Source organism: Martelella sp. FOR1707 (assembly GCF_053484265.1).
Window position 1 is genome coordinate 1 of record NZ_JBAKFP010000002.1, and the last position, 23,151, is coordinate 23,151.

25 protein-coding genes are annotated in these 23,151 nt (G+C 57.2%); 5 read left to right on the plus strand and 20 right to left on the minus strand.

Annotated features, from left to right (window positions below; translation table 11 throughout):
- A partial coding sequence (locus V6765_RS03905; protein WP_448426637.1) for a hypothetical protein occupies positions 1-194 on the plus strand: 194 nt, incomplete at its 5' end.
- Positions 195-542: 348 nt separating this feature from the next.
- On the opposite strand, the gene V6765_RS03910 is transcribed toward V6765_RS03905, so the two are convergent.
- From V6765_RS03910 to V6765_RS03985, 16 genes are all read right to left on the minus strand, one after another.
- Positions 543-1,313, minus strand: a complete 771-nt coding sequence (locus V6765_RS03910) for a formyl transferase (protein ID WP_448426639.1) — start codon at positions 1,311-1,313, stop codon at positions 543-545.
- Positions 1,310-2,257 carry a polysaccharide deacetylase family protein gene (locus V6765_RS03915; protein ID WP_448426641.1) on the minus strand — a complete coding sequence of 316 codons (948 nt, stop codon included), beginning with the start codon at positions 2,255-2,257 and terminating at the stop codon, positions 1,310-1,312. The genes V6765_RS03910 and V6765_RS03915 overlap by 4 nt, the downstream gene beginning before the upstream one ends.
- 231 nt (positions 2,258-2,488) lie before the next feature.
- Positions 2,489-3,565 (minus strand): EpsG family protein, encoded by a 1,077-nt coding sequence (locus V6765_RS03920; protein ID WP_448426643.1) that lies wholly within the window; start codon positions 3,563-3,565, stop codon positions 2,489-2,491.
- Positions 3,565-4,644: a glycosyltransferase family 4 protein gene (locus V6765_RS03925; protein ID WP_448426644.1), complete on the minus strand. Its 1,080-nt coding sequence runs from the start codon at positions 4,642-4,644 to the stop codon at positions 3,565-3,567. Before V6765_RS03925 ends, V6765_RS03920 begins: the two co-directional genes overlap by 1 nt.
- 241 nt (positions 4,645-4,885) lie before the next feature.
- A complete protein-coding gene (locus V6765_RS03930) occupies positions 4,886-6,097 on the minus strand; it encodes a glycosyltransferase (protein ID WP_448426646.1) in 1,212 nt (403 codons plus the stop codon).
- The gene (locus V6765_RS03935; protein ID WP_448426647.1) at positions 6,088-7,176 is read right to left on the minus strand and encodes a glycosyltransferase; all 1,089 of its coding nucleotides are present in this window, start codon (positions 7,174-7,176) and stop codon (positions 6,088-6,090) included. The genes V6765_RS03930 and V6765_RS03935 overlap by 10 nt, the downstream gene beginning before the upstream one ends.
- Positions 7,173-8,195: a glycosyltransferase gene (locus V6765_RS03940; protein ID WP_448426649.1), complete on the minus strand. Its 1,023-nt coding sequence runs from the start codon at positions 8,193-8,195 to the stop codon at positions 7,173-7,175. Before V6765_RS03940 ends, V6765_RS03935 begins: the two co-directional genes overlap by 4 nt.
- On the minus strand, positions 8,196-9,224 hold the full coding sequence (locus tag V6765_RS03945) for a glycosyltransferase (protein ID WP_448426651.1): 1,029 nt from the start codon (positions 9,222-9,224) through the stop codon (positions 8,196-8,198).
- Positions 9,221-10,690, minus strand: a complete 1,470-nt coding sequence (locus V6765_RS03950) for an O-antigen translocase (protein WP_448426653.1) — start codon at positions 10,688-10,690, stop codon at positions 9,221-9,223. The genes V6765_RS03945 and V6765_RS03950 overlap by 4 nt, the downstream gene beginning before the upstream one ends.
- A 38-nt stretch (positions 10,691-10,728) precedes the next feature.
- Entirely contained in the window at positions 10,729-11,586 is an 858-nt protein-coding gene (locus V6765_RS03955) for a sulfotransferase family protein (protein ID WP_448426655.1), read from the minus strand.
- Positions 11,583-12,671: a DegT/DnrJ/EryC1/StrS family aminotransferase gene (locus V6765_RS03960; RefSeq protein ID WP_448426657.1), complete on the minus strand. Its 1,089-nt coding sequence runs from the start codon at positions 12,669-12,671 to the stop codon at positions 11,583-11,585. The genes V6765_RS03955 and V6765_RS03960 overlap by 4 nt, the downstream gene beginning before the upstream one ends.
- On the minus strand, positions 12,668-13,102 hold the full coding sequence (locus tag V6765_RS03965) for a sugar 3,4-ketoisomerase (RefSeq protein WP_448426658.1): 435 nt from the start codon (positions 13,100-13,102) through the stop codon (positions 12,668-12,670). Before V6765_RS03965 ends, V6765_RS03960 begins: the two co-directional genes overlap by 4 nt.
- Positions 13,095-13,649 carry a GNAT family N-acetyltransferase gene (locus V6765_RS03970; RefSeq protein WP_448426660.1) on the minus strand — a complete coding sequence of 185 codons (555 nt, stop codon included), beginning with the start codon at positions 13,647-13,649 and terminating at the stop codon, positions 13,095-13,097. Before V6765_RS03970 ends, V6765_RS03965 begins: the two co-directional genes overlap by 8 nt.
- A complete protein-coding gene (gene tviB / locus V6765_RS03975) occupies positions 13,649-14,923 on the minus strand; it encodes a Vi polysaccharide biosynthesis UDP-N-acetylglucosamine C-6 dehydrogenase TviB (protein ID WP_448426662.1) in 1,275 nt (424 codons plus the stop codon). Before tviB ends, V6765_RS03970 begins: the two co-directional genes overlap by 1 nt.
- Entirely contained in the window at positions 14,920-15,930 is a 1,011-nt protein-coding gene (locus tag V6765_RS03980) for an NAD-dependent epimerase/dehydratase family protein (protein ID WP_448426664.1), read from the minus strand. Before V6765_RS03980 ends, tviB begins: the two co-directional genes overlap by 4 nt.
- A 24-nt stretch (positions 15,931-15,954) precedes the next feature.
- On the minus strand, positions 15,955-16,323 hold the full coding sequence (locus V6765_RS03985; RefSeq protein ID WP_448426665.1) for a MarR family EPS-associated transcriptional regulator: 369 nt from the start codon (positions 16,321-16,323) through the stop codon (positions 15,955-15,957).
- A 354-nt stretch (positions 16,324-16,677) separates the two neighbouring features.
- Between V6765_RS03985 and nusG the strand changes: the two genes are divergently transcribed.
- A complete protein-coding gene (gene nusG, locus V6765_RS03990) occupies positions 16,678-17,184 on the plus strand; it encodes a transcription termination/antitermination protein NusG (protein WP_448426667.1) in 507 nt (168 codons plus the stop codon).
- A 12-nt stretch (positions 17,185-17,196) separates the two neighbouring features.
- Here nusG and V6765_RS03995 read toward each other — a convergent pair whose 3' ends face one another.
- The 3 genes from V6765_RS03995 to V6765_RS04005 form a co-directional block, all read right to left on the minus strand.
- Positions 17,197-17,979 (minus strand): YdcF family protein, encoded by a 783-nt coding sequence (locus tag V6765_RS03995; protein ID WP_448426669.1) that lies wholly within the window; start codon positions 17,977-17,979, stop codon positions 17,197-17,199.
- A gap of 5 nt (positions 17,980-17,984) precedes the next feature.
- Positions 17,985-19,106, minus strand: a complete 1,122-nt coding sequence (locus V6765_RS04000) for a glycosyltransferase family 4 protein (RefSeq protein WP_448426671.1) — start codon at positions 19,104-19,106, stop codon at positions 17,985-17,987.
- Positions 19,107-19,365: 259 nt separating this feature from the next.
- A complete protein-coding gene (locus V6765_RS04005) occupies positions 19,366-19,971 on the minus strand; it encodes an exopolysaccharide biosynthesis protein (protein WP_448426673.1) in 606 nt (201 codons plus the stop codon).
- Positions 19,972-20,121: 150 nt separating this feature from the next.
- On the opposite strand from V6765_RS04005, the gene V6765_RS04010 reads away from it, so the two are divergent.
- Together V6765_RS04010 and V6765_RS04015 are read left to right on the plus strand one after the other, a co-directional pair.
- Complete coding sequence (locus V6765_RS04010) at positions 20,122-20,361, plus strand: hypothetical protein (protein WP_026173255.1); 240 nt, start codon at positions 20,122-20,124, stop codon at positions 20,359-20,361.
- A gap of 61 nt (positions 20,362-20,422) precedes the next feature.
- Entirely contained in the window at positions 20,423-20,689 is a 267-nt protein-coding gene (locus V6765_RS04015) for a DUF7218 family protein (protein ID WP_448426674.1), read from the plus strand.
- A gap of 7 nt (positions 20,690-20,696) precedes the next feature.
- Here the strand turns inward: V6765_RS04015 and V6765_RS04020 are convergent, their stop codons facing one another.
- Positions 20,697-21,152 (minus strand): MarR family winged helix-turn-helix transcriptional regulator, encoded by a 456-nt coding sequence (locus V6765_RS04020; protein WP_448426676.1) that lies wholly within the window; start codon positions 21,150-21,152, stop codon positions 20,697-20,699.
- A gap of 219 nt (positions 21,153-21,371) precedes the next feature.
- On the opposite strand from V6765_RS04020, the gene V6765_RS04025 reads away from it, so the two are divergent.
- Positions 21,372-23,147 (plus strand): N-acetylglutaminylglutamine amidotransferase, encoded by a 1,776-nt coding sequence (locus V6765_RS04025; protein ID WP_448426678.1) that lies wholly within the window; start codon positions 21,372-21,374, stop codon positions 23,145-23,147.
- Positions 23,148-23,151: the final 4 nt, after the last annotated feature.

Here is a 23,151-nt window from a genome sequence, read left to right on the forward strand (position 1 = left end):
CTCGTCAGGCTCATAACCTGAAGGCCGCAGGTTCAAATCCTGCCCCCGCAACCAACGAGACAAACAAACCCGTAGCAGCCGCTGCGGGTTTTGTCGTTTGGACCGAAAGCGTAAGGATTCCAGCGAGATTGCCCCGCACGTCGATCTTGATCTGGGCCATGTTGACCAAGCAAGAGGATTATCGAATGGCGTGACCTGAAACCAAGAAGGGAAAAGGCACGACATGGCCGCAAGGCCAGGGCGAGCTATCGACGAGGAGTACGCGACACGGACTTCGAAGTTCAACGAAGGGAAATTCAGACCCGGGGCTCGAGCGCTTGCAACTCTCTGAACCGATGTGAACCCAGCTTTCCGAACAGCATACCGGCCCGTGGCGTCATCGAAGGCCACAATCTGAGGACTGACACACGTCCGATCGAAGACCCCGCCGAAAAATCGAAGATAAAGCTTGCCAAACAGGGGGCATCCACACACGGCTAGGTATACCCGATGCCGCTGGGTGGGGCATCCACCGCATCAGTTCAGTTCGTATCGTCGCGAGATTATTTGACCCCCCGCAAACGTCCGGCGAGATACTGTCCAATAGTTGGATGAAACCACTGCCGGCTGATATGGCTTGAGGTAGTGGGGGGCATCCTATCCAAGGCAACGGATAGATCGGCAATCATATCCCTGATCTCATTAAGGGCCGCAGCCTGTTGGAGGAGCGGATAGGTGGCGAAGGTATCGTCTTGCGATGGACGTATCCGAACTTGTCGTAAAGGCCGCCCTGTATCTACGCCCGGGTCGACCAGATGAATTGTTGATCCAAAGTTGCCCGGATCACCGTTCCACATAGCCCAGTAGCCCCCATGTACGCCGCGATACATTGGCGTAATGCCGGCATGCATATTAATGAATGGCGCGCCCACACAGCCCAGCACGTTTGGTTTGATAATTCGGGTTCCATTAACCAGCACGACATCGGGCATGAATCTTGTCAGCGCCTCGGGTACATCTGGCTCGTTAACACTGGCGACTTCAAGAGAATCGTTCAAGATATGGCGGTTCGCGTTTAAATTGTAGTCGGCCATAATCTGTTGAAGGCGCGACTTCGAGCTAAATCGAACCAATGGCGCAATGAGTACTTGAAACAAAAGCTGGCCGGTTACGACCCTCATTCCCAAACGTCGTCGCCTGAAACGTAGCATCGCACGTTTATTCGCTGGGCGCTCAACAATCAGCAACAGCTCGGCATTGGGGTGCCAGGCGCGAACCGCATTTGCGAGTATTGCAGACGAGGCCCCGCGTCGAAGAAGCATTGCAATTTTCATTGAACACTCTCCATCGCTAATGACTGCATGCCAAAGCGATCGCGGAGAACTACAAAGTGTTTGATAACGTCGTGTAAACCATCCAAGTTTTCCTGAAGGTTGCGTCCGAAATTATGGGGGTGCCACCATAGATGATAGCCAGCTTCGTTCCTGGCGGCGGCCGTCATTCCGCGCTTGATCGTGGCGATATGAAGTGGATGAAACGGCGCGAGACGGCCTGCGTTTGGCCGGAGGAAGCGACTCGCGGGAACGTCCTTAGACCGCGCGTTTCTCACCTTGAACGTCTGCGATCCCAACACGCCAGAATACGCATCAAACAGGCGCAAGGCGCGCCGAGCAGGCGTCTGTTCGGCGCCTTTGGCGGGTCGATAAGCCCAGCCTGCAGGATTGCCCCTATAGTGGGTAATTCCTTGTCGAGAGCAAACATCGAGATGCGCCGGGGTGAACTGATTGCGCGGAAATACTATTGATTTGAGAGAAACGCCCCGTGCATTGGCAATCTTTCGGGCGGCGACGAGGTCTGCTTCAAAGGCTGTCAGCGATTGGCCATCCTCAAGGCAATAATAGTGCGACATCGTGTGCGTACCGATTGTCTGGCCCGGTGTCTTGGAAATTGCATCAACCAGGGAGGGGGCGAAGTAATAAGGGTCACTACGTTCGTCTTTCCCGACCTCATCCAGATAGCTGTAGTTAGAAAGACGGGGGTTGGTATAGGCTGGTCGCTCTTCTGGAAGAGCGGCTATCAACTCATCCCTGGATCCGCAAAACAGGAAGCCAACCGTTGCCCAGGTGGCCGCGATGCTGTGGGCCTCGAAGAGTTCAAGCATCCGCGGCACCGCCTCGCGGGCTCCCAATATATTCTGACCGTAGGTCTGCTTGTCGGAATGATCCCGCACTCCCCAAAGGAGTTCGAAGTCGAGCGAAATCACAAATTGACCTGACATTGCGAGACTCCAGCACATTTTCACACGTCCTTGGCTTAGCAGTCGAAAGCCGAAGACAAATTTAGATATCCGGGTTTCAGTACGATCCTGAGAGAAGGCAACCGTTTTCCTGATTCGGCGAGGTAATTTGCGCTGATCATCACCGCTATTGGCGCATTGGTGCGTTTTCCGCTCCAGCAAACGAATGCAAGCCGCAGCACTCTTAAGCCCTAGCTGAAAGTCGTTTTGAGATCAGTGTAAACCCTTTAGCATGCTACCAGCAGGTAGCCCAAAAAGCCAATTATCATAGGGAATGTAACAAACCCGGAAGTGGTAGGAAAGCTGTGTCCAGACGAGGAAGACCGCGAGCAAACCCATATAGGGTAGCGCTGAGTGCAGAGCCTTGTTGGATTTGAATGGCAAGAAAGGCAAACGGGCGAAGATCATGGCCTGTATAGGGATCAGATAATAGCCGAATCTGTCGCCGATGACGCTGGAAACAGGCAGCAAAAGCATCGCCAGAACCATGCCGGTCGCACCCACGCTTGCCAGACTGTAATCCCCGGGGAATGTACGTTTCCATTTTTTGCTGACAAACAAGAAGAAGTATATAGATGATAAAAAAAGTATAGACAGGCGGAACACCGCACCAAAAGCGTCTCGATCTGTACCGATATACCGCGTGCTAGCAATTTCGGCGCTTTCTCCGCTGGCAAGCAGGACTAATCCCGGTATCGCGAGCAGTCCCGCCATGACCAATCGCTGCCTTGTGTAGCGACCGGTTGCAACAGGTAAAAGCAGTAAAAAGATGAGGGCGCTGGAATGAAAACCTGCAGCAAGGACAACCCAAATCCCAAAGCGGATCGGGCGGCGATCAATAAAGGCCGCGAAGGCGACGCAAACCAGGCCGATGGCCGCCCCCTGCCGGACTGAGGACATCGGCATGTTGATAATCAAGATCGGAAACAACAGCACAAGAAAGCCCAGCGGATCGGGTTGCCGGCGGGCCAATACATTGATGCCTAGGAAGAACACCGCGCTGGAGATGATGTTCGCGACCGGGTAGGGCAGACCAAGGGCTTTGATCCCGCTCAGGGTCGCCCACCAAATTGGATCGCGACCGCCCACAAACATCGACCAGTTAAATTCTCGGGCGGCCAGATACTGATAATAATATCCCGACCAATCACAGCCGACCTGAAATCGAAAGGCGGAGAATAAAAATAGAGATAAAAGAATTATATAGTAAAATTGGCGACGTGCGCGGCTCGCACTTGCCAGAGCGTAGCGTGTTAAGAAGAGTAGATTTGCAACTCCGAAATATAGCATTAGCCCTGCGGCCCACCTTCCATAACACTGCGCAACATTCGTGCCACCTGCGGACCCCAGACTTGCAGTGAGTATTGCTTCTCGATCTTTTTGCGGCCTGCTGCTCCCATCTGGCGACGCAGAACCGGATCGGTCAGCAAGGTTTCTACAGCCGTGCGCCATTCTTCGTCAGTTCTTGCTAGAAAGCCGTTAACACCGTGCTCAACGATGTCGCCGTTTACCCCGACAGGCGATGCCACGACCGGCACCCCGCAAGCCATATACTGGATCAGTTTGTAACCGCACTTGCCGCGAGTCCAAGGCGTGTCCGGTAGCGGCATGACACCAACGCTCATACTCTGTATCAAGGAGTCCTCTGTGTCTTCACTCCAGGGGATTGTCTCTAGCGTCCCGTTCGTTTCACCATGCATACCCGCTCCAACGGCACGAAACAACGCGCCCTGTTTCCTGAGCAACGGGTCAAGAACCTTATGAATCGGATTGGCGAAAGAGTTCCATGTCTGCGGGGTGCCGATCCAGCCTACGCGCAGAGCGCTTCCATCGGCCTCAGCCGGACGCACCTGATAGGCATCAAGATCGACGACGGTTGGCACTGTCTCAACCCGCCTGGCGCCCGAACGCCGCGCATGGTCCCTCAGGTATGGATTTCCGGCCATAACGAGGACCGAATTTGCCATTACATGATCGATCTTATTGCCGAGAAGAGTCCGGACGGCTCCTAGCCTGTGCTGGTCATATCGGTGGAAGACCGCATCGTCATAATCGCTGACAACAGGTATTCCCCGCGGATAGACACGGCGCTCGATCAGCCACGGGATCCATGGCAAAGCCTCTTTCTCAAGCCAGATAAGGTCTGGGGCTGGCGTCGCCTGCATCTGTCTGATCCGTTTCAGCATATATGCCATAGTTGATCCGCGTCTGTTCATCCCTGTGTAGAGACTATTCAGATAGGCATCATCGAAAAAAGGGGCGACCTGAACGCTGATGCCTTCGCGCGCCAAGGCGGGCATATATTGCATCGTACGCAAACGGCTGGAAGCGCCCATGCGTGTGTACTTGGACAGAAGAAGGATTTTCATGCGGGCACCCGTGTCGCACTGCATGCCGGCAAATTTCGCCCTTTATCCAAGTGCATTGATTGCGCACCTGTAGCGCTCAAATCGAGGATCATCAGTTGCCCATAGCCAAGGCCGGCGTCGTTCTCTGCCCATCCTCCTTCATCATCAAGGCTTCGGTGGCGAAGTCGACCGATCACCCCGATATCCGGCGAAATGATAATGCCACCGGATGGGAAGCAAAGAAGTCCTGTTGGGCCGCACATCAGGCGTCTTTCTTGTTTAGGATCGAGGCATAGACTTCGCGGTAGGCCTCGGTGCCCGCTTCGAGCGAGAAGATGGCTTCCGCCGTGGCACGGCATCGCGCAGGCAGATCGGGGTCCTGCATCAGGGCGCCGAGTGCTTCGAATGCCGTTTCCATCTGCGCGGCGCTTGCTCCCTCCACGATCACGCCGACATTATTTTCGCGGATAATCTCTGCCACGTCGCCAACGCCTTCATTGGCCACGACAGGAAGCCCGCAACCCAGCACCTCGGCCATTCGCGTTGGGGACCGGCCGAGCTCGGATGTCTCTCCGCCCGCATAGAACATTACTGAGAGGTTATGATTGCGCACGGCATCCGGCATCTGCTGGGGAGGGCGCGGGCCGATGCTGAGGCGGTCGGCCAGGTCGTTCTCCGGGTCGAGCGCCGCGCGCACGCGCCCGGCATCATCGCGCGACACGATCTCGAAACGGGCCTCGGGATCGCGCGCGGCGGCGACGCGTATCCAGCTCGCCAGCCAGTCCGTGCGGAACCAGCCGGAGAGAACGGTGCCAATGCAGCCATGCACCGTGGGGCCCGCCGGCTTGTCTGCCGCGGGGGTGAAACGGTGCAGATCGGCGCAGGTGGGGATGACCACAAGACGCTGGTTCTTCAGTTCAGCCGGATAGGCTGCCTTGAGATGCGCCACCGCCGCTTGCGTGAGCGATATCACCGCGGCCGCCCTTGCCAAACAGGCCCGCTCTGCGGCTTTGATGGCCCGATGGATCAGTGAATCCCGGCGCAACCGTCCGGCGGTGATCAATTCCTCGGGCCAAAGCGCCCGCATGTCGAAGACGAATGGAACACGCGTCATCCGGCTGACGCCCAGAGCGACCGCTGCGGGAATATAGGCCCTGGCGTGGATCAGCCGGATATTCTCCCGGCGCACTTCGCGCCGGACCAGCCATATCATCCGCAACATGCTGTAGGCGGGCGAGATGACCTTGGGGCGGGAGCGAAACCGCTGCGGCAGCCAGCGGATTCCGTGCGCGGCGCAATCCGCGCGCGCGCGCTCCATCGCTGCGGTATCGGCAAGGTCCTCGGACTTCTCGTAGGTGATCAGCGTAATCGCATGATCGCGTGAAAGCCCGCGTAGATAGGCCATGACCTGGCTTTGACCAAGCGGTTCCAGCAGGCCATTGCGGGTGAGATAGAGAGTGGGCGTCAAGGGCATAGCAATTCCAGATAACGCTTGGCGGCAATTGCAGGGGCGAAGTCGCTTGCGCGCTGTTTAAGGAAGGCAGTATCGGGGGCCGCCGCCAGTGCCTCTTGCATGGCGGCAGCAAGGGCCTGCTCGTCGCGCACCGGGACAAGACGACCGTATTTTCCGTTCTCAAGAATCTCTGCCGGGCCAGAGGGGCAATCGGTCGATACGACCGGCGTTCCTGAGGCCAATGCCTCGACGATCACATTGCCGAACCCTTCATAATCGGATGAGAGCACGAAAAGATCGGCGGTTTTATAGAATGGGGTCGGATCGAGATGAAAGCCCGCGAAGATCACCCGTTCGGCGATGCCGAGTTCCTGCGCAAGAGAGACGAGCGCCTCGCGACCGGCCCCGTCACCGACAAACATCAGGCGCGCATCCGGTCGATCAATCCGCGCGAAGGCGCGCAGGAGGAGGGGGTGGTTTTTCTGCGCTTTCATGCTTCCGACGGTGACAATCCGCGCGCCGGCCGGTCCGGCCCATAACGCCTCTGCTTTTTGCAAGGCGGCAGGTGACGGAGAAGGACGGGGCCGCACGGGGTTATGTATGACATCGAACGCGTCAATCCGCAGGCCCGAAAGCCTGGCAATATCCTCCACGACCCCGGACGATACGCCAACGCGACGATCCGCGAGCCTGTAGCCCGCGGCCATGGATGCACGCAGAGCTGCCCGATGAAACCAGCCCCAATTTCCATACTGAACGGAGAGCGTATTGTGCTCCGACACCACCACCGCGCAGCGATGACCGGAAAGGCGCTGCGCCAAGGGGGCCATTACCGTCAGGGGCCACATCGCGGCGAGCAGTGCGTCGGGACGAGCCTCGCGCAGATAGCGGGCGAGGGCGCGCGGAAGGCTCCGGGCGCGGCGGCAGTGTAGATCGACGACAGAATGTCGCGATTGCGCCTCAGCAAGCAGGTCGCCCCGGCCCTGCATGAGAACGAATTCCACACTGTGACCCTGGGCCGCGAATTCATCTGCTAGGACGATTCGAATACGTTCGACACCACCGCCGCGCAGGTCGGGGAGGAGAATGGAAATTTTCATGTTTTCCCCAAAACAAGACGCAAGGCGTCCTTGGCTGCGCTGCGCGATCCCATCGCCGTAAACGGCGCGCCGAAATAACCACCTTGCCGTAAGATACCGATAAAGGGCGCAAGCCGGTCCACGAACCGGCGGCCAGAATAAAGCTGCGACCGCAGCCGTTGGCATTTTTGCAGCTTCAGGAAATCGTGGGCGTTCTTATGCAATGCGGACGCCCACTTAGGGTTTTCCGCCTTTCGGGACAGGCGCTCGACGTAACGGGCGCAGTCCGCTGCAACGTCTGCCAGAAAATCGTAGTGATCGGCCGTTACGGAACGCGCCTTCTTTGCTCGGTCAACGAGCGACAGCTGGTTATAGTCCCCAGTTAATGCGGCTGCGTGTCGTCTGTAGAGCGCTGCCGGCTCTCCCAGCACGACGATGCCGCCGATTGCGTTGGCGATGATGCAAGTCCATTTATCGTGGGACACTTCGTTTTTATTCGGAAAGTAATTCCGCGGAAGGTCTTTATTATCCCATAATTTGAAGAAGCGACTCTCCACGGTTTGTAAAAAGCCAAGCCAAACCCAGAACCCGTATTGCTCCCTCGCGCCATACAATCCAGGGCGAAGCTTGTCGGGAAACTTGCGGTTGCTCGATGAGAGCGCATCGTCGCAAATCCAAGCGTTTTGAAGCACCATGCAGCAGTCCGGTGTGCGCATGATTACTTCAGTGGCATCGGCCAGTTTGTTCGGTAACCAAACATCATCCTGATCGCAAAAGGCGATCCAATCGCCATTGCAGCGCTGTGCCGTTGTGAGAAAGTTTCGGGCATATCCGAGATTGGTTTCGTTGCGATAGATGCGGACTGGAAAAGGCGCACGCTGGCGGAAATCCTCCAGAATCTCGACAGTTCCATCCGTGGACCCGTCATCACCCACGACAAGCTCGGCGGGGAGAAGCGTTTGTCCGACCAAGCTTTCGAGCTGCTCTCTGAGGAACCTGTCTCCATTATAGGTTGCGAGAGCGACAGAGATGGTAGCCATTTAGAATCGTCCTCTGCGCAAGAGCTTATGGACTAAGGTTTTGGGTTGATATTGAGGAAAACGGCCAAACAATCTCGCTGCCTTCCATTTCAGAACATCAAATTCAGCTTCCTTCGCACTCTGCATGATCGAAGATGTGCGCTGCAGAAACGCTAGCTCCGGCCATTGCTTTATTGCAATAGATGAGTTTTTTCTCGCCTTGATCTCCGGAAAATTGACACACCCAGCTTTATCATATCTTCGGGCTATCCAAAAAAAACTGTTCATCTTGTTGATTTCTTTAAATGCACTTTGAAATGAATTTCTTTCGTGCTGGATAGGATCTTTTTTTAATGAGGCGCGGTTGCTCAAAGCTTCGCTGTGTTGCCTATACTTGATCAAGGATTCGTTGCTCTGCGCAACGCGAAAGCCCTTGGCGTATATAACAAAATTAAGAAGATTGTCCTCGGAGAATTCAATCCTCCATTCGGGTAGCTCAAAATCAAAAACGTCGCGGCGGTAGGAGGCCGTCGATCCTTGAATAACCACATATGGGTGCGCCAGTTCCAAGAACAAGCGACGCTGTCTTTCATAAGCAGAGGTTGCGATTGGCTGGTTGCAATTTGCCGAAAGCATCTTCCCGGACGCGTTTATGAGGTCGAATGCGCTGGAAACGCCCATTACGGTTTTATCTTGATAAATCTCGATATGCCTTTCACATCGTTCCGGCTTGGAAATGTCATCTCCCGCAGCCACAACGACGATTTCCCCTTTGGCTTCCCTTCCCCGAGAAAATACGTGTTGCGCCACGCCCATGTTGTGGTCGGTACGGACAGCGCGAACCTCATGTGGTCCGTCATATGCAGTCGCCATTTCCTTCATGATCTGGAAAGTGCGGTCGCTTGAACAATCATCCGAGAGAATGATCTCCAGCGGTTCGTAGGTCTGGGAAAATGCGCCCTCGACCGCCTCGCGTATATATTCCTCCTGATTGTAGGCAAACAGCGCAAAGGTGACGAGCGGGCGGTCTGCCCCCCTTTTCTGAGTCATGAGAATTTCCTGATGGGCCAGCCAATTTTGTCAAATAGCTTGGTAAGGCGTTTGGGGATTCGACCATGCGGCCCGATTTTGGCGAGCGTGATGCGGAGACCGAAGATTCCTGTAGCAATTGCGAGCGCAGGCGCAGATAAGAACGCTACCGTCGGCGAGAAATATGCTGCGCAGATAAGTCCGAAAGACAGCATGGTATGAACAAGCAATAATAGTATATTAATTTTCAACAAGCGAAATTCGAAAATCTTAAAACTAATGACAATCAAGGAAAAGAAATAAATTAGATAAGAAAATAGAAAGGCGGGTCCAGACACAAATATACCAAATTTACCAAGGCAAGTGAACATAACAGAGATGAATATTACATTAAATATAAATTGAGTTAACAGGTAGAGTTTTGCGCGCGAACGGGCTAAAAGGGCATAACTGAGCGGCCAGCTCGCCAATTTAAATATATTTCCGGCAGACTGCCACTGGAGTATATCTGAGGCTGATGAAAATTCTTTAGAGTATAGAGCTGAAATGATCCAAGGAGACCAGCCAATTAATATTAAAAGTATTGGTCCGCCAATCGCCAGACCCAGCTGTGTCTGGTCATTTATCAGTTCCGTCGCTTTGTGTTGGTCATTTATTACCTCGGTCAGTCGTGGGAAATAGTCAGCTCCCATCGCACTCAGGAGGAACCCGACATAGGTCATGCTGATTCCCCATGCGGCAGCGAATAGACCTGCGGCCTCAAGTCCCAGCGTTCCGGATATGTGCCCCCGAACAAGTAAAAGCGTAATAGCAGTCGCTAGTCCGCCTACCATGAAGGCCGCGCCAAGCTTGACCATAGGCAGCCAGATGGCTGGAATTTCTCGCAGCCGCGGAGGCTTGCCTTCAGCTCTTGGCAGGCGCCTGGTAAACCATCTGGCCGCAAGCAGGTTGCATACGGGCTGAGCCAGAACAAACCAGATCAGACCGGTTTCGCCGAAGGCCCAAACGGCAGCAAGTCCGACAATGGTTCCGCCCATTGCGCCAAGGACTGTTACCCGGCCGAGATCACTGATCCGTCGAACGCCGCGAAGAAGTGCGGTCTGTGCTGTGGTGAGCAGTGTGACTAGAACCGCAATTCCGACAAGTCCCACCTCTGTGGCAAAATGTGGATCATCGAACAGCCATTGGGCTATTTTCTCTCTTAGTAGCCAAATGCTGACAAGCGCCACCAACCCCTGCACAAAATGCGCGGCAAACAGTACGCGCCGGACGCGGCCTAACGTTTCATAGTTTTCGCGTGCTGCAGCTATTTCGCGCACGCCACTATTGCCCATTCCGAGGCCGGCGGCCTGACTCGCCATACTCTGCAAGTTATTGAAAATGCTCAAAAGCCCGATGCCGGACGGGCCGAGGAGTAGTGCCAAGCACTTTTGACGTATAATTGATAAAGAAATACTGAATAATTGCGTAGTCGCAATTATCGTCATTGATTTTATCAACCCGTATGAAGCGTTCTCGCTACCTCTCATAAATTCAACTCTGAATGCATTACAATGTCATGACTTAATTCGCTATGTAGATAATTATTAAGATTATCACTAATTACTAAATTAGGTTTCTTTGTGAAGGTCGTCCTTATAGACGCCTTTACATATTTGTATAAATCGTTATTTTTAATACCGCTCGGAATAAGTGATGATGCTGAGATTATATATTTTGGAAGTATTTTTGTCGTCGTTTTGGCGGTTGAATTACTCGGAGGCTGAATGGTTGATGCGATAGGCTCCAATTCGAGAAAGTCGTAACATGCCTTCAGTGTCGCCTGCTGGTTGGCTCTCATATCTTCAAACTTTAGAATGAGAACATTTTCCTTCCCAAACTTCTCCTGCCACTGGGGGACCCAGCGGGTATAACGCGAAAAGGCGACATATCCCCCCAGTTCTCGGTATGTATTGATTCTTGGATCGAATACATACGATGTATCATCTCCACGCGATCGGATTGCCTTTTCGAGGCTGTCAACTTCAGTCCCCCGACGATAGTTCCACGCATACTGCGATAATAAGCGTTCTATCGGGTCTCTTAAAACTAAAATAATTCTCGGATTGTGAAGGGATTCCTTTATCCGTTCAATCGCGTGTTGATGAGTGAAATAACATTGAGATCCTTCCATCCAGTATTTGTAATTCGCTTCGTCTGTAAATATTTTATTATGCTCATCCGGGCCGAGATCGTACCTGTCTGAGAAGGAAAAAAATTGCGGCTCCTTGGGGGAAGATGGGCAAATTCTTGGATGCCTTCCAAGCAGCTGGTGTAAAGAACTTGTGCCGCTCTTGGCGGCTCCGGGGATCAGGAGGTTACATAAATACTTATTGGTCATCATTTAAGAGTCCGCGTAATTTCCCGAACCTGGCTGGTTGATAGCTGCGGCCCCATCGGCAGGCTCAGGACTTCATCGGCAAGTCTTTGCGCAATCGGAAGCGCTTGAGCGGGAATGTTCAGGCTTTGATAGGCTTGCTGCATGTGCGGCGGGATCGGGTAATGGATCAGGGATCCTATTCCGGCTGCGCTCAACCTTTTCTGAAGCCCGGCGCGATCTGCGGTCCGGACCACATAAAGGTGCCAGACAGGATCAGCCCAGTCTGGAACATGCGGCAAAATCAAATCTGAATTCTGCAAGGCATCCCCGTAAGCGGCGGCGATGGCCTGTCGCCTTTTTGTCCATTCTTCAAGGTGGGCAAGCTTAACGCGCAGTACGGCTGCCTGTATCGGATCGAGGCGCGAATTCACGCCGGGAATCTCGTTGACGTATTTCTGGCTCGAACCATAGTTGCGCAACATTCGGATTTTCTCAGCCAGTTCAGGGCGATTGGTCGTAATCGCTCCGCCGTCGCCCAACGCGCCAAGGTTCTTGCCCGGATAAAAGCTCCAGCAGGCGATGTCGCCATGCGCGCCGATGCGGCGGTCCTTGTATCGTGCGCCATGGGCCTGCGCCGCGTCTTCGACCACTGCGATGCCGTGCCGCCGCGCGAGGGTCAGGATCGGGTCAAGGTCGGCGGGCTGGCCATACAGATGGACAGGCAGGAGAGCCTTGGTCCGCGGCGTTATCGCTTCGGAAATCCGGCTGGTATCGATGTTGTGGGTGGCGGGATCGGGTTCCACCGGGACCGGCGTCGCGCCCACTGCGGAAACGGCCAGCCATGTTGCGATATACGTGTTGGACGGCACGATCACCTCGTCGCCCGGACCGATGTCGAGCGCCCGGAGGGCGAGGGTCAGCGCATCCAGTCCGTTCGCCAGCCCGACGGCATGTTGGGCCTCGCAATATTCCGCCCACTCCGCTTCGAACGCTTCGACTTCCGGCCCCAGAATGTACCAGCCGCTGTCCAGCACCCGTGAGACCGCAGTGTCGATTTCAAGTTTCAATTCGCGGTAGGACGCACCGAGATCAAGAAAAGGTATTTTCATTTTTCGCTTTGGCCCACTGCTGCAATGAAATCACTATAATCACGGAAATAGTCCGCTTCGTCGTAAGGGCGTGAGGCTAGAACCATGCAGACGGCGCCTTGGCTGAAACTGTCCATTTCACGCCAGATCATTCGATTGATGTATAGGCCTCTGCGTGGGTCGCGCAGCCAGTATTCAGACTTTGTCTTTCCATCGTCGATCTTCATGCGGAAGCTGCCGGACAAGGCAAAAACAACCTGTTCCAGATCCCGGTGCGCATGGCCGCCGCGTTCTGCATCCACCGGCACGTTGTAGAGATAATAGACGCGCCGGATGGGAAATGGGACATGGCGTTCGCCTTCGATGAACGTCAGGTCGCCACGCGGGTCTGTTACTACGGGCAGATCAATCAGATATGCCTGGCCGGTTGAAAGTGATCCTTGCTCAAACATTGTGATTTCCTGATTGCAGAATATCCATGAGTTTCGGCTTGTCTGCATCAAACTGAGCACGCGGATAAACAAAGAAAATATCCTGCTCGGTCCGGTGCGTCTCGGTCATCCCAAGGCGTCGGTAGAAGGCTTCGGCGTGGGTGTTCTGTTTCCGCACGTCGACATTCGCCACATCAAGTTTGAGCATCTCAAAGCCGACGCCGAACGAAAGTAGCGCGCTCTCCAATGCAGCTTTTCTTGGCTTGTTATGGTCGAGAATCCAACTGCCCCATGTGAATTGGGCGCCTGTGATGTCGTACAGGCGCACGAGGCCGCAGCGCACGCCGTCTTTGCGTTCGATCACGAAATAGTATTCCGAGCCGGCCGCCTCGCGCTCTTTGTAAGCTTCAATCCAGACGCGCTGATCTTCCGCGGTACCTGTGGTCGCGGAAAGGTGGGTATTGTAGGTCGGGTCCATGCGCAGACCGTGAACATAGGCGGCATCGTCCGGCTGGATGAGCCGGATAGAAAGCTGGATTCCGTCGATACGGGACAAGGCTGCCAGCATCACAGCCTCAGGTCGCTTTGTTGCGCATCAAGAACATTCTTCAGGTCATAAAGCACGTGGTCCGGCTTTCCGAAGCCGCGCATGGCATCCGCTCCCATTGCCTTGAACTGGTCATGCGCAACGGCCAGAACGATGCCGTCATAGCTGCATTCCTGCGGCGTCATAACGAGGTCCAGCCCGTATTCATGACGCACCTCATCCGCGTCCGTCCAGGGGTCATGCGTGTCGACCTCGATGCCGTAATCCTGCAATTCGCGCACGACATCGACCACGCGGGTATTCCTGAGATCCGGGCAGTTTTCCTTGAATGTCAGGCCGAGGACCAGCACCCGCGCGCCATCCACCTGAATGCGGCGCTTCAGCATGGCCTTGACCAGTTGCCCGGCGACGTAAGCGCCCATGCCGTCATTGATGCGTCGGCCGGCGAGGATCACCTGTGGGTGGTAGCCGATCTCTTCGGCCTTGTGGGTCAGGTAATATGGATCGACGCCGATGCAGTGGCCGCCGACCAGGCCCGGCCGGAAGGGCAGGAAGTTCCATTTGGTGCCGGCCGCCTTCAGCACGGCTTCGGTGTCGATGCCCATCTTGTTGAAGATGATGGCCAGTTCGTTGATCAGCGCGATGTTCAGGTCGCGCTGCGTGTTCTCGATCACCTTGGCGGCTTCGGCGACGCGAATGCTCTCCGCCTTGTAGGTGCCCGCCGTGATGATGCTGGCGTAGAGCTGATCGACCTCTTCGGCGATCTCCGGCGTCGAGCCGGATGTCACCTTGCGAATATCGGGCAGGCGGTGGGTCTTGTCCCCGGGATTGATCCGCTCCGGAGAATATCCGGCGAAGAAGTCCTTGTTGAAGGTCAGGCCGGAGATGCGTTCCAGCACCGGCACGCAGTCTTCTTCCGTCGCGCCGGGATACACGGTGGATTCGTAGATCACGATATCGCCGCGTTTGAGAACCTTGCCGAGCGTCTCGGACGCCTTGATCAGCGGGGTCAGGTCCGGGCGCTTGTGCGCGTCAATCGGGGTCGGCACGGTGACGATATAGACGCTTGCCGCGGCGAGATCGGCGGGGTCGGCCGTGAACGACAGGTGCGAGGCTTCGCCAAGTTCGTCTTCCGATACTTCCAGCGTGCTGTCGCGGCCCGCGCGCAACGCATCGATGCGACCCTGATTGATGTCGAAGCCAATCACCGGGCGGCGCTTGCCAAACTCGACAGCGAGCGGCAGGCCGACATAGCCGAGGCCGATAATGGCGATCGTTTTGAGCTCTGATGTCATTTTCCCGAATAATCCCTGTACCATTCGACAAACCGCGCAATACCATCCCGGAAGTCAGTCTTTGGCCGGTAGCCTGTCAGCGTCTTCAAGAGTTCAGCGTTTGCCCAGGTTGCCGGCACATCGCCGGTCTGCATGCCCATGTAATTCCGCTCGGCCTTTTTCCCGAGGCAGTCCTCGATTGCATCGACGAAGTCCAGAAGGCGCACCTTGTCGGAGTTGCCGATATTCACCACGCGGTAAGGGGCCACGGGCGAAAGGCTGTCGCCTTCCGGCACGATGCCGTCTTCGGGGCGCACCGGCGCGGCGTCGATCAGCAGCCGGATGGCGCGGACCAGGTCATCGACATAAGTGAAGTCGCGATACATGTCGCCGTGATTGTAGATATCGATCGGACGTCCATCGAGGATCGCGTCCACGAATTTGTAAAGCGCAAGATCCGGCCGGCCCCACGGTCCATAAACGGTGAAGAACCGGAACATCGTGGTCGGCAGGTCATGAATATGCGCATAGGCATGCGCCATGCTCTCATTGGCCTTCTTCGTCGCCGCATAGATTGTCAGCTGGGTGTCGGCTTTTTCGGTCTCGATAAACGGCATCTCGGTATTGGCACCGTAGACCGAAGAGGTCGAGGCCATCAGCAGGTGCTGCACCTCGAGGCGGCGCGCAGCCTCCATGACGTTGAACGTCCCGATGACATTGCTGTCGAGGTAGGCCCGCGGGTTTTCAAGGCTGTAGCGCACGCCGGCCTGGGCGGCGAGGTGAACGATCACATCGGGCGCGAACTCATCCGCGACGCGGTCGAACAAAACCTGATCCTCAAGCATGCCCTCGCTCGCCGCGAAATTAGGGTTTTGCAGAAGCATCTGGTGACGCCGCTGCTTCAGCGTCACATCATAGTAGTCGGTCATCCCGTCAAAGCCGTGGATGGTGAAGCCTTCGGCAAGCAGCAGCTTTGCAAGGTGGAAGCCGATAAAGCCAGCCGTGCCGGTGATGAGAACGCGTTTCAATGAATGCTCTTTCCGTGTCTGCGGTTACTTACGTGGGGGAGGGGCCTTCCCGGCCCCCAGTTCGATCTCGCTTTGAAGCGCATCAATCTCTTCCTTGAGCGCCTCGTATTCTTCCATCTTGCGCTTGAGAAACCGGGATGTGAGGGCCGCTTTTTCCGAGAGGCCCTTTGGCGTCAGGATATAGGCATAGCGGCGCTTGTCTTGCGCGGCGGAGAAGTTCCCCAGTTTCACCATTCCCTTTTCAATCAGCGCATTCAGGCAATAGTGCACCCCGCCGACACTGATGCCGACGGCATCGGCGATATCGCGCTGGGACATCTCGGGATTTTCCTGAAGGAGGCGCAGGACGCGGAAACGCACATCCTCTTGCGTTTTGCTGCGCTGACCGGCCATCAGATCGCGTTCTCTTTGCAGGCTACCGCACGAGAAGCGCCCTTGGCTTTCCCCGGGGTTTCTTTGCTACGAATGTGTTGACTTGATCCAAACATGGTCGTTCAAGTTTGAACGGTATCACGGCCCGCTATTTTAGAAAAGCCCGAACTGCAAAAATGATAGCCGAGTTTTGTGACAATAAGCCTGCGCAACGTTAACTGATCGTCGCGGTGTCGCACACAGCCGAGCTAGACGCCGGTCCATTTTGTTTCGGATCGCGTGCCTCATACATCGGCGTCGGGTCTCTGGAAAGTTCCTGGTTGAATGTGGACTGTTTTGGGGGCATGGTTCGCGCAAATTGAACGGGGGGCATGGATGAGCGATCACGACAGGGTCTGGTTTCTGGCGCAGCTCAAGCCCAATAGCTACAGGATTGCCGAGCGCAATCTGGCCCGGCAGGGCTTCCAGACCTTTTTGCCATTGCATGAAGAGGCCACGCGCAGCGGGAGCAGGTTCACCGTCCAAACGCGGCCGCTGTTTCCGGGTTATCTTTTTGTGGCCCTTGATACGCTGCAGGGTCGGTGGCGCGCGGTCAACTCAACCTATGGTATCACGAGACTTGTCAGCCTTGGAAAAGAGCCGACGCCAGTCCCGGCCGGTCTCGTTGACCAGTTGATGATGCGTTGCAATGAGCAGGGTGTGGTGCTGCCGTCGAAGCTCTTGAAAAAGGGTGATCGGGTCAAGATGGCCAAGGGGCCGTTCGCGGATCTGATTGCCACAATCGAATCCGTGACGCCGGACCGCCGCGTCTGGGTGCTTCTGGACATTATGGGCGGGCAGACCCGGGTTGCCGTGCAGCCCGACCAACTTCGGGCGGTGTAGCGAAACACGGGGTCAACGCCCGCTCAGCCAATAGGCCAGCTGTCCCACATTTTCGCGGATCGCGGTGTTCAGCACGGCCAGGTTCCGCGTCAGGTTCCAGCCGATGCCGTCGCCAAAGGCCGACGTGCGATAATCGACGGGGAAGGCCACCAGGTTTTCCCAGCCGGCGGTTTCGAAACTGCGCATGGCGCGCGGCAGGTGGAAGGCGCTGGTGATCAGAATCCAGTTTTCTCCGCGCTTGGGGTTGGCAAGCGCCAGGCTGAGACGGGCGTTCTCGGCTGTATTGCGTGATTGGTCTTCCAGTAAGAGGCGCTCGGGCGCCAACCCCTGTGCGAGAAAGAACTGCTCGGCAATCTCGGCCTCCGAGGTCGTGGCGCCTGCGGCGTCGCGGAGCGCGCCGCTGCCACCCGTAAAGAGAATTTTGGCGTCGGGAAAGCGCCGCGCGAGCGCGAGCGCGGCCGTGTAGCGCTCCGCGCCTTCGTTGAGTTGCGGCTGGCCCCAAAAAGCGCTGGCCCGTGCATCTTCGCCGCCGCCGAGCACTATGATGCCGCCGATATTGGCAAGGCTAGGGTCAGCCGGGTAGCGCCGTTCGATGGGCTGCAGGAGAAGGTCGCCAAGGGGTAGAATGCTGAGCGCGACGAGCAGTCCCAGACTGATGCCGCTGATCCATAAAGCGATACGTCTGCGCCGCAGCAGCAAGGCAAGCACGATGCACGCCAAGGCAATGATGATCCAGGTGTCAGGCCGCAGGAGCGCGCCCACCAGCTTTGATGCTATGAAGAAGACGGTATCCATTGGGGCTAACTTTGCCGGTTGCCGATAACGGTCGTCAGGGCATTGCGATAGGCTTCGACGACCAGTGCCTGATCGAACTCGCGTTCCATCTTTGCGCGCCCGGCTTGCCCCATCTCGGCGCGGGCTTCCGGCGACAGCGCGAGAAACCGTTCCATTGCCGTGGCCAGGCTGTCTGCATTCCGCACCTCACAAAGAAAACCTGAAGCGTTGTCATCGATCACGGCACGACAACCGGGCACGTCAGTCCCGATGAGCGGCCGGGCCATTGCGGCCGCCTCGATCAATGTTCGCGGCGCACCTTCGCGATAGGATGGCAGCACGACGCAGGAGGCTGCGGCAATCGCCGGGCGCACGTCGCCGGTTGTCCCGAGATATTCCACAACGCCCTCGGCGACCCAGGCTTCGACGGTCGCAGCGTCGATGGCGGAGCGGTTTTCCGAACCGGTCGCCCCCAACAACCGGAACCGCGCCTGCGGGTGGCGCGTCTTGATCTGCCGAGCGGCCTCAACGAATTCAATCACGCCCTTGTCGCGCAGAAGCCGGGCAATCATCAAAAACGCAGGCGGTGCATTTGCTGCAGGCATCTCGGTTTGAGCAAAGCGTACCAGATCAATGCCGGAGCCGGGCAACAACCGTGTCTGATCAGCCCGCACAAGCCTCCGGTTGAGAAACAGGGTTCGGTCGTCCTCGTTTTGGAAGAAGACGGTCGGCAATCGGGCAAACGCCCCTCGATATAGCTGCTCGGCTATGGTCTGCAACAGTCCACCTGAGAGAAAGGCTGTTCCAAGCCCTGTGACATTCGGAATAAAGGGCACGCTGGCGGCGCGCGCCGCCCGGGCCCCGAAAATATTGTTCTTGATCGTGAAGCTGAGGATGGCGTCGAGGCGCTCTTCCTGAAATATCCGCTTCAACCTGTATTGCAGTTCCAGGTCGCGGACTGGATTGAGGCCCTTGACGCTCATCTTGAGCGGGAGAAACCGACAGCCGATCCGCTCAAGGTCGTCTACCGATCCGTCGGGCGGCGCCAGGACTGTGATGCGATGCCCGTCAGCCTGGAGCGCCTCGACGAGAGGGCGCCGAAAATTCCAGATATTCCAGGCGGCGTTCACCGTCATCAGGATGTGCAAGGGGCGCTCCTCGATACGTGCAAGATAGGTTTCGGTCTTTTATCCCGGCGCTGTGTAAAAGTGAACTCACCGATGTGCGGCGTCACGCAACCGCGGCGAAAGACTGAGATCGGGCGGACCGGCCTTGGATTTGGTGTGACAACCCAGGTTCACATAAGGCAACAATGTGTCGGCGAGAATACAGGCTCCCTGCCAGACATTCCTCTCTCAGTTCTTTGCCGTGGCGCCTTTCCCGGGTGGGTGCGGCAGTTATCTTGCCTCACAGCGACGACAGCACGCTTGTCACGCCCCAGGCCACGGCGCCCAGCGGCACGAGCGCCAGCAGGGCGAAGATGCCGTCGCGGGTGAGGATCGAGAAGGCGATCAGGGTCACGGCGACGCCGATGAGGGAGGAGGAGAACGGGATAAACTCCATCAGCGGCATGATCGCGCCGAAGATCACGCAGGCCAGCGGCAGCAGCCACTTCAGAGGGCGCTTGAACAGGAAGGTCAGGCGTTCGCGCGCGGCCCTGTCGATCATGCGCGTCAGCGGCAGAACCTTCTTCATGGCTGGTCGAAACTTGTCGGAGGCGATCTGCCTTTTGCGGATCCAGCCGGGGAGCCATATCTGACTGTGGCCGACGAGCTGCTGGGCGGCGATCATCATGATGATCAGGCCGCACAGCGTCGAAAGCCCCGGCACGCCGCTCAGCGGCGTGATCAGCACCAGCGCGGGCAAGATCAGAAGCGGCACGAACGAGGCATGGCCGAAGGAGACCATGAGCCGGTCCACCGAAACGTGGCCGTCCCCTGCCTCTTCCATTGTGCGTTCGACAATCTCCGTCAGCGAGTGGAATTCGCGTTCGGATTCCGATGCGGTCGGCAAGCCAGCCTCCTCGACGAGTGGGCGATGTGAGCGAAACGCCGCTTTCCGCGCTTGGTTCCGGCAGGCGGCGTTGGGCATTGCAATTCGCAACGCCCTGTGTACCTCTTCTTTCCAACACAACAAAGCGAGGAAACCATGTCGGAACAACGTTTGGAACGTTTGGAAGCGCAGATGGCGGCGCATCAGGAGGTGCTGATCGCGCTGGCCGCGGCGCTTGCGGAAGGCAAGGACTATTCGGTGTTCCGCCGCGCGCTTGACGGGCTGCTGACGGTCAAGGGTCAGGAAGAGGATCCGGGCTTCGAGCCTGACGAGGCCTTTGCCTTCCAATACCGGGTTGCCGAAACGATCCGCACGATCGTCGACGGCGCGGAAGCGCGCGCCAACCGGTAGCGGCCGGAACCAAAAGCCGCTCTCCCTCGTTCCGTGAACAGTTCGAATGGAGAGTGTTGATATGGCAGCCGCGAAAAACGGATCCAGGGTCAAGGACGAAGATACCTATGAGGCTTTGCGTCGAGACGGAGCCTCGAAGGAAAAGGCCGCGCGCATTGCCAATGCTAAGGCCAATGACAGCATGAAGCCCTCCAAGAAGGGCGGCGAAGCGCAGCCCTATGAGGATTGGACGCGCGACGATCTTTATGATCGCGCCCGCGAGATCGGCATCGACGGCCGGTCGAAAATGAGCAAGAAAGAGCTGATCAAGGCGCTTCGAAACCACTGAACAAGGGTCACCGCGCCATGTCCTCGGGGTTCTTCGCGTCTTTGCGATCCAGAAGGTCAGCCACCATCTTGAAGGCCGTGACGATGTCGGCCTGCTCTTTGCCGGTGAAAGTGGCGAAGTCGGCGGCAAACCCGTCGGCGAACAGCGATGGCGCCGCCTCTAGCGTGTGCGCACCGGCCTCGGTCAGTTTGGCCTGCACGGTGCGACGGTCGCTCGTGGAGCGGATCCGGGTGATCAATCCCTTGGCCTCGAGCTTGTCGAGAATGGTGACGGTGGTGGCCGGGCTGAGGTCCGCCTGTTTCGAAATCGCCGCCGTTGTCAGCGCGCCCTGGTCGCTTACCGCCTTCAGCACGACAATTTGCGGGATCGTCAGCCCCGTTTCGCGGCCTATGCGCTTCGAGCGGATATCGATCGCATGCGCGATCCGGCGGATCGCCTTCATCACCGCGTCGGCGTTCTTCACCGTTATATCAGGTTCGTTGTCCATCATCGCGAAAAGTAGTTACAACAGAAATCATTTGAACTCAAATGATTTCTGTTGTAACTAAAACCGAACCCGAGATGCGGGCTTTTCGCCCGCGCCAATAAAAACAGTCTGCGCCGCGCGGTGTCCGCGCCGGCGTTTTGCCTTATGCGCCCGGCTGAGCCGGGCAGCCAGTTGATAGGAGCGACCGACCAGACCATGTGTGGTATTGCCGGAGAGATCAGATTCGATGGAACCCTTGCAGATTCCGAGGCCGTGGCCCGCATTACAGCAGCGCTTGCGCCGCGCGGGCCGGACGGCAGCGGCATCTTCGCCCAGGGGCGTTTCGCCTTCGGCCACCGCCGCCTGAAGATCATCGACCTTTCCGAAAAGGCCGCCCAGCCGATGACCGATCCCGAGCTCGGTCTGACCATCGTCTTCAACGGCTGCATCTATAATTATCCGGAACTCCGGCGCGAACTGGAAGACAAGGGCTACCGCTTCTTCTCCACCGGCGACACCGAAGTGATCATGAAGGCCTATCACGCCTGGGGCCGCGATTGCGTCAAGCGCTTCCACGGAATGTTCGCCTTCGCCATCGTCGAGCGCGACAGCGGCAGGGCGATGATCGCGCGCGACCGGTTCGGTATCAAGCCGTTCTATTATGCGACGAGCGGCCGCAATATCCGCTTCGCCTCGACGCTGCCGGCGCTGTTGAAGGGCGGCGGCATCGACAAGACCGTCGATCCGGTGGCGCTGCATCACTACATGTCGTTCCACGCCGTGGTGCCGCCGCCGCACACCATCGTCAAGGGCGTGCGCAAGCTGCCGCCGGCCACCACCCGCTGCTTCGAGCCGGATGGCTCCTATGAGGATATCCGCTACTGGTCGCCGAAACACGAGCGCGATGCGGCGACGGCCAAGCTCACCCGCGAGGAATGGCGCGACCGGGTGCTCGATGCGCTCCGCACCGCCGTCAAGCGCCGCATGGTCTCCGACGTTCCCGTTGGCGTGCTCTTGTCGGGCGGCGTCGATTCCTCGATCATCACCGGTCTCCTGGCAGAAGAAGGCCAGAAGGACCTGATGACCTTCTCGATCGGCTTCGAGGAGGCAAATGGCGAAAAGGGCGACGAATTCACCTATTCCGACCTGATCGCCGAACGTTTCGGCACCGATCATCACAAGATCTTCGTGCCGTCTTCCGAACTGATGAGCGCGCTGCCGGACACCATCAACGCGATGTCGGAGCCGATGGTCTCCTACGACAATATCGGCTTCTTCCTGCTGTCGCGCGAGGTCTCCAAGCATATCAAGGTGGTCCAGTCTGGCCAGGGAGCCGACGAGATCTTCGCCGGCTATCACTGGTATCCGCCGCTGGAAAATTCCAACGATGTCGTCGGCGATTACGCCAAGGGCTTCTTCGACCGCGACCATGCCAAGCTCTCGCGCCACCTCTCGGCCGAATGGCTGGCCGAGGAGGATGTCAGCCGCGCCTTCGTCGAAAGCCATCTGATGGCGGCGGGCGCCGAGGGCCCGGTCGACCGGGCGCTCAGGCTCGACAGCCAGGTCATGCTGGTTGACGACCCGGTCAAGCGGGTGGACAATATGACCATGGCCTGGGGGCTGGAGGCGCGCGTGCCGTTCCTCGACCATGAGCTCGCCGAGCTCGCGGCCACGATCCCGCCGGAGTTCAAGCTCAATGACGGCGGCAAGGGCGTGCTGAAGGACGCCGCGAGGCTGGTGGTTCCTCACGAGGTGATCGACCGCAAGAAGGGTTATTTCCCCGTGCCCCAGCTCAAATACATCTCGGGCGAGTATCTGGACATGGTGCGCGACGTGCTGACCAGCCAGGTCTCCAGCGAGCGCGGGCTGTTCAGGAAAAGCTATCTGGACGACCTGTTCCTCGATCCGATCGGCCACATCACGCCGCTGCGCGGGTCGGAATTGTGGCAGGTCGCGCTTCTGGAAATGTGGTTGCAGTCGCACGACATCTGAGGAA

What these genes read in the sequence shown, in the direction of transcription:
- V6765_RS03910 (WP_448426639.1), bottom strand. Translation starts at nt 1,313, where the DNA reads ATGAAAATTGCAATGCTTCTTCGACGCGGGGCCTCGTCTGCAATACTC.
- V6765_RS03915 (WP_448426641.1), bottom strand. Translation starts at nt 2,257, where the DNA reads ATGTCAGGTCAATTTGTGATTTCGCTCGACTTCGAACTCCTTTGGGGA.
- V6765_RS03920 (WP_448426643.1), bottom strand. Translation starts at nt 3,565, where the DNA reads ATGCTATATTTCGGAGTTGCAAATCTACTCTTCTTAACACGCTACGCT.
- V6765_RS03925 (WP_448426644.1), bottom strand. Translation starts at nt 4,644, where the DNA reads ATGAAAATCCTTCTTCTGTCCAAGTACACACGCATGGGCGCTTCCAGC.
- V6765_RS03930 (WP_448426646.1), bottom strand. Translation starts at nt 6,097, where the DNA reads ATGCCCTTGACGCCCACTCTCTATCTCACCCGCAATGGCCTGCTGGAA.
- V6765_RS03935 (WP_448426647.1), bottom strand. Translation starts at nt 7,176, where the DNA reads ATGAAAATTTCCATTCTCCTCCCCGACCTGCGCGGCGGTGGTGTCGAA.
- V6765_RS03940 (WP_448426649.1), bottom strand. Translation starts at nt 8,195, where the DNA reads ATGGCTACCATCTCTGTCGCTCTCGCAACCTATAATGGAGACAGGTTC.
- V6765_RS03945 (WP_448426651.1), bottom strand. Translation starts at nt 9,224, where the DNA reads ATGACTCAGAAAAGGGGGGCAGACCGCCCGCTCGTCACCTTTGCGCTG.
- V6765_RS03950 (WP_448426653.1), bottom strand. Translation starts at nt 10,690, where the DNA reads ATGACGATAATTGCGACTACGCAATTATTCAGTATTTCTTTATCAATT.
- V6765_RS03955 (WP_448426655.1), bottom strand. Translation starts at nt 11,586, where the DNA reads ATGATGACCAATAAGTATTTATGTAACCTCCTGATCCCCGGAGCCGCC.
- V6765_RS03960 (WP_448426657.1), bottom strand. Translation starts at nt 12,671, where the DNA reads ATGAAAATACCTTTTCTTGATCTCGGTGCGTCCTACCGCGAATTGAAA.
- V6765_RS03965 (WP_448426658.1), bottom strand. Translation starts at nt 13,102, where the DNA reads ATGTTTGAGCAAGGATCACTTTCAACCGGCCAGGCATATCTGATTGAT.
- V6765_RS03970 (WP_448426660.1), bottom strand. Translation starts at nt 13,649, where the DNA reads ATGCTGGCAGCCTTGTCCCGTATCGACGGAATCCAGCTTTCTATCCGG.
- tviB (WP_448426662.1), bottom strand. Translation starts at nt 14,923, where the DNA reads ATGACATCAGAGCTCAAAACGATCGCCATTATCGGCCTCGGCTATGTC.
- V6765_RS03985 (WP_448426665.1), bottom strand. Translation starts at nt 16,323, where the DNA reads ATGGCCGGTCAGCGCAGCAAAACGCAAGAGGATGTGCGTTTCCGCGTC.
- nusG (WP_448426667.1), top strand. Translation starts at nt 16,678, where the DNA reads ATGAGCGATCACGACAGGGTCTGGTTTCTGGCGCAGCTCAAGCCCAAT.
- V6765_RS03995 (WP_448426669.1), bottom strand. Translation starts at nt 17,979, where the DNA reads ATGGATACCGTCTTCTTCATAGCATCAAAGCTGGTGGGCGCGCTCCTG.
- V6765_RS04015 (WP_448426674.1), top strand. Translation starts at nt 20,423, where the DNA reads ATGGCAGCCGCGAAAAACGGATCCAGGGTCAAGGACGAAGATACCTAT.
- V6765_RS04025 (WP_448426678.1), top strand. Translation starts at nt 21,372, where the DNA reads ATGTGTGGTATTGCCGGAGAGATCAGATTCGATGGAACCCTTGCAGAT.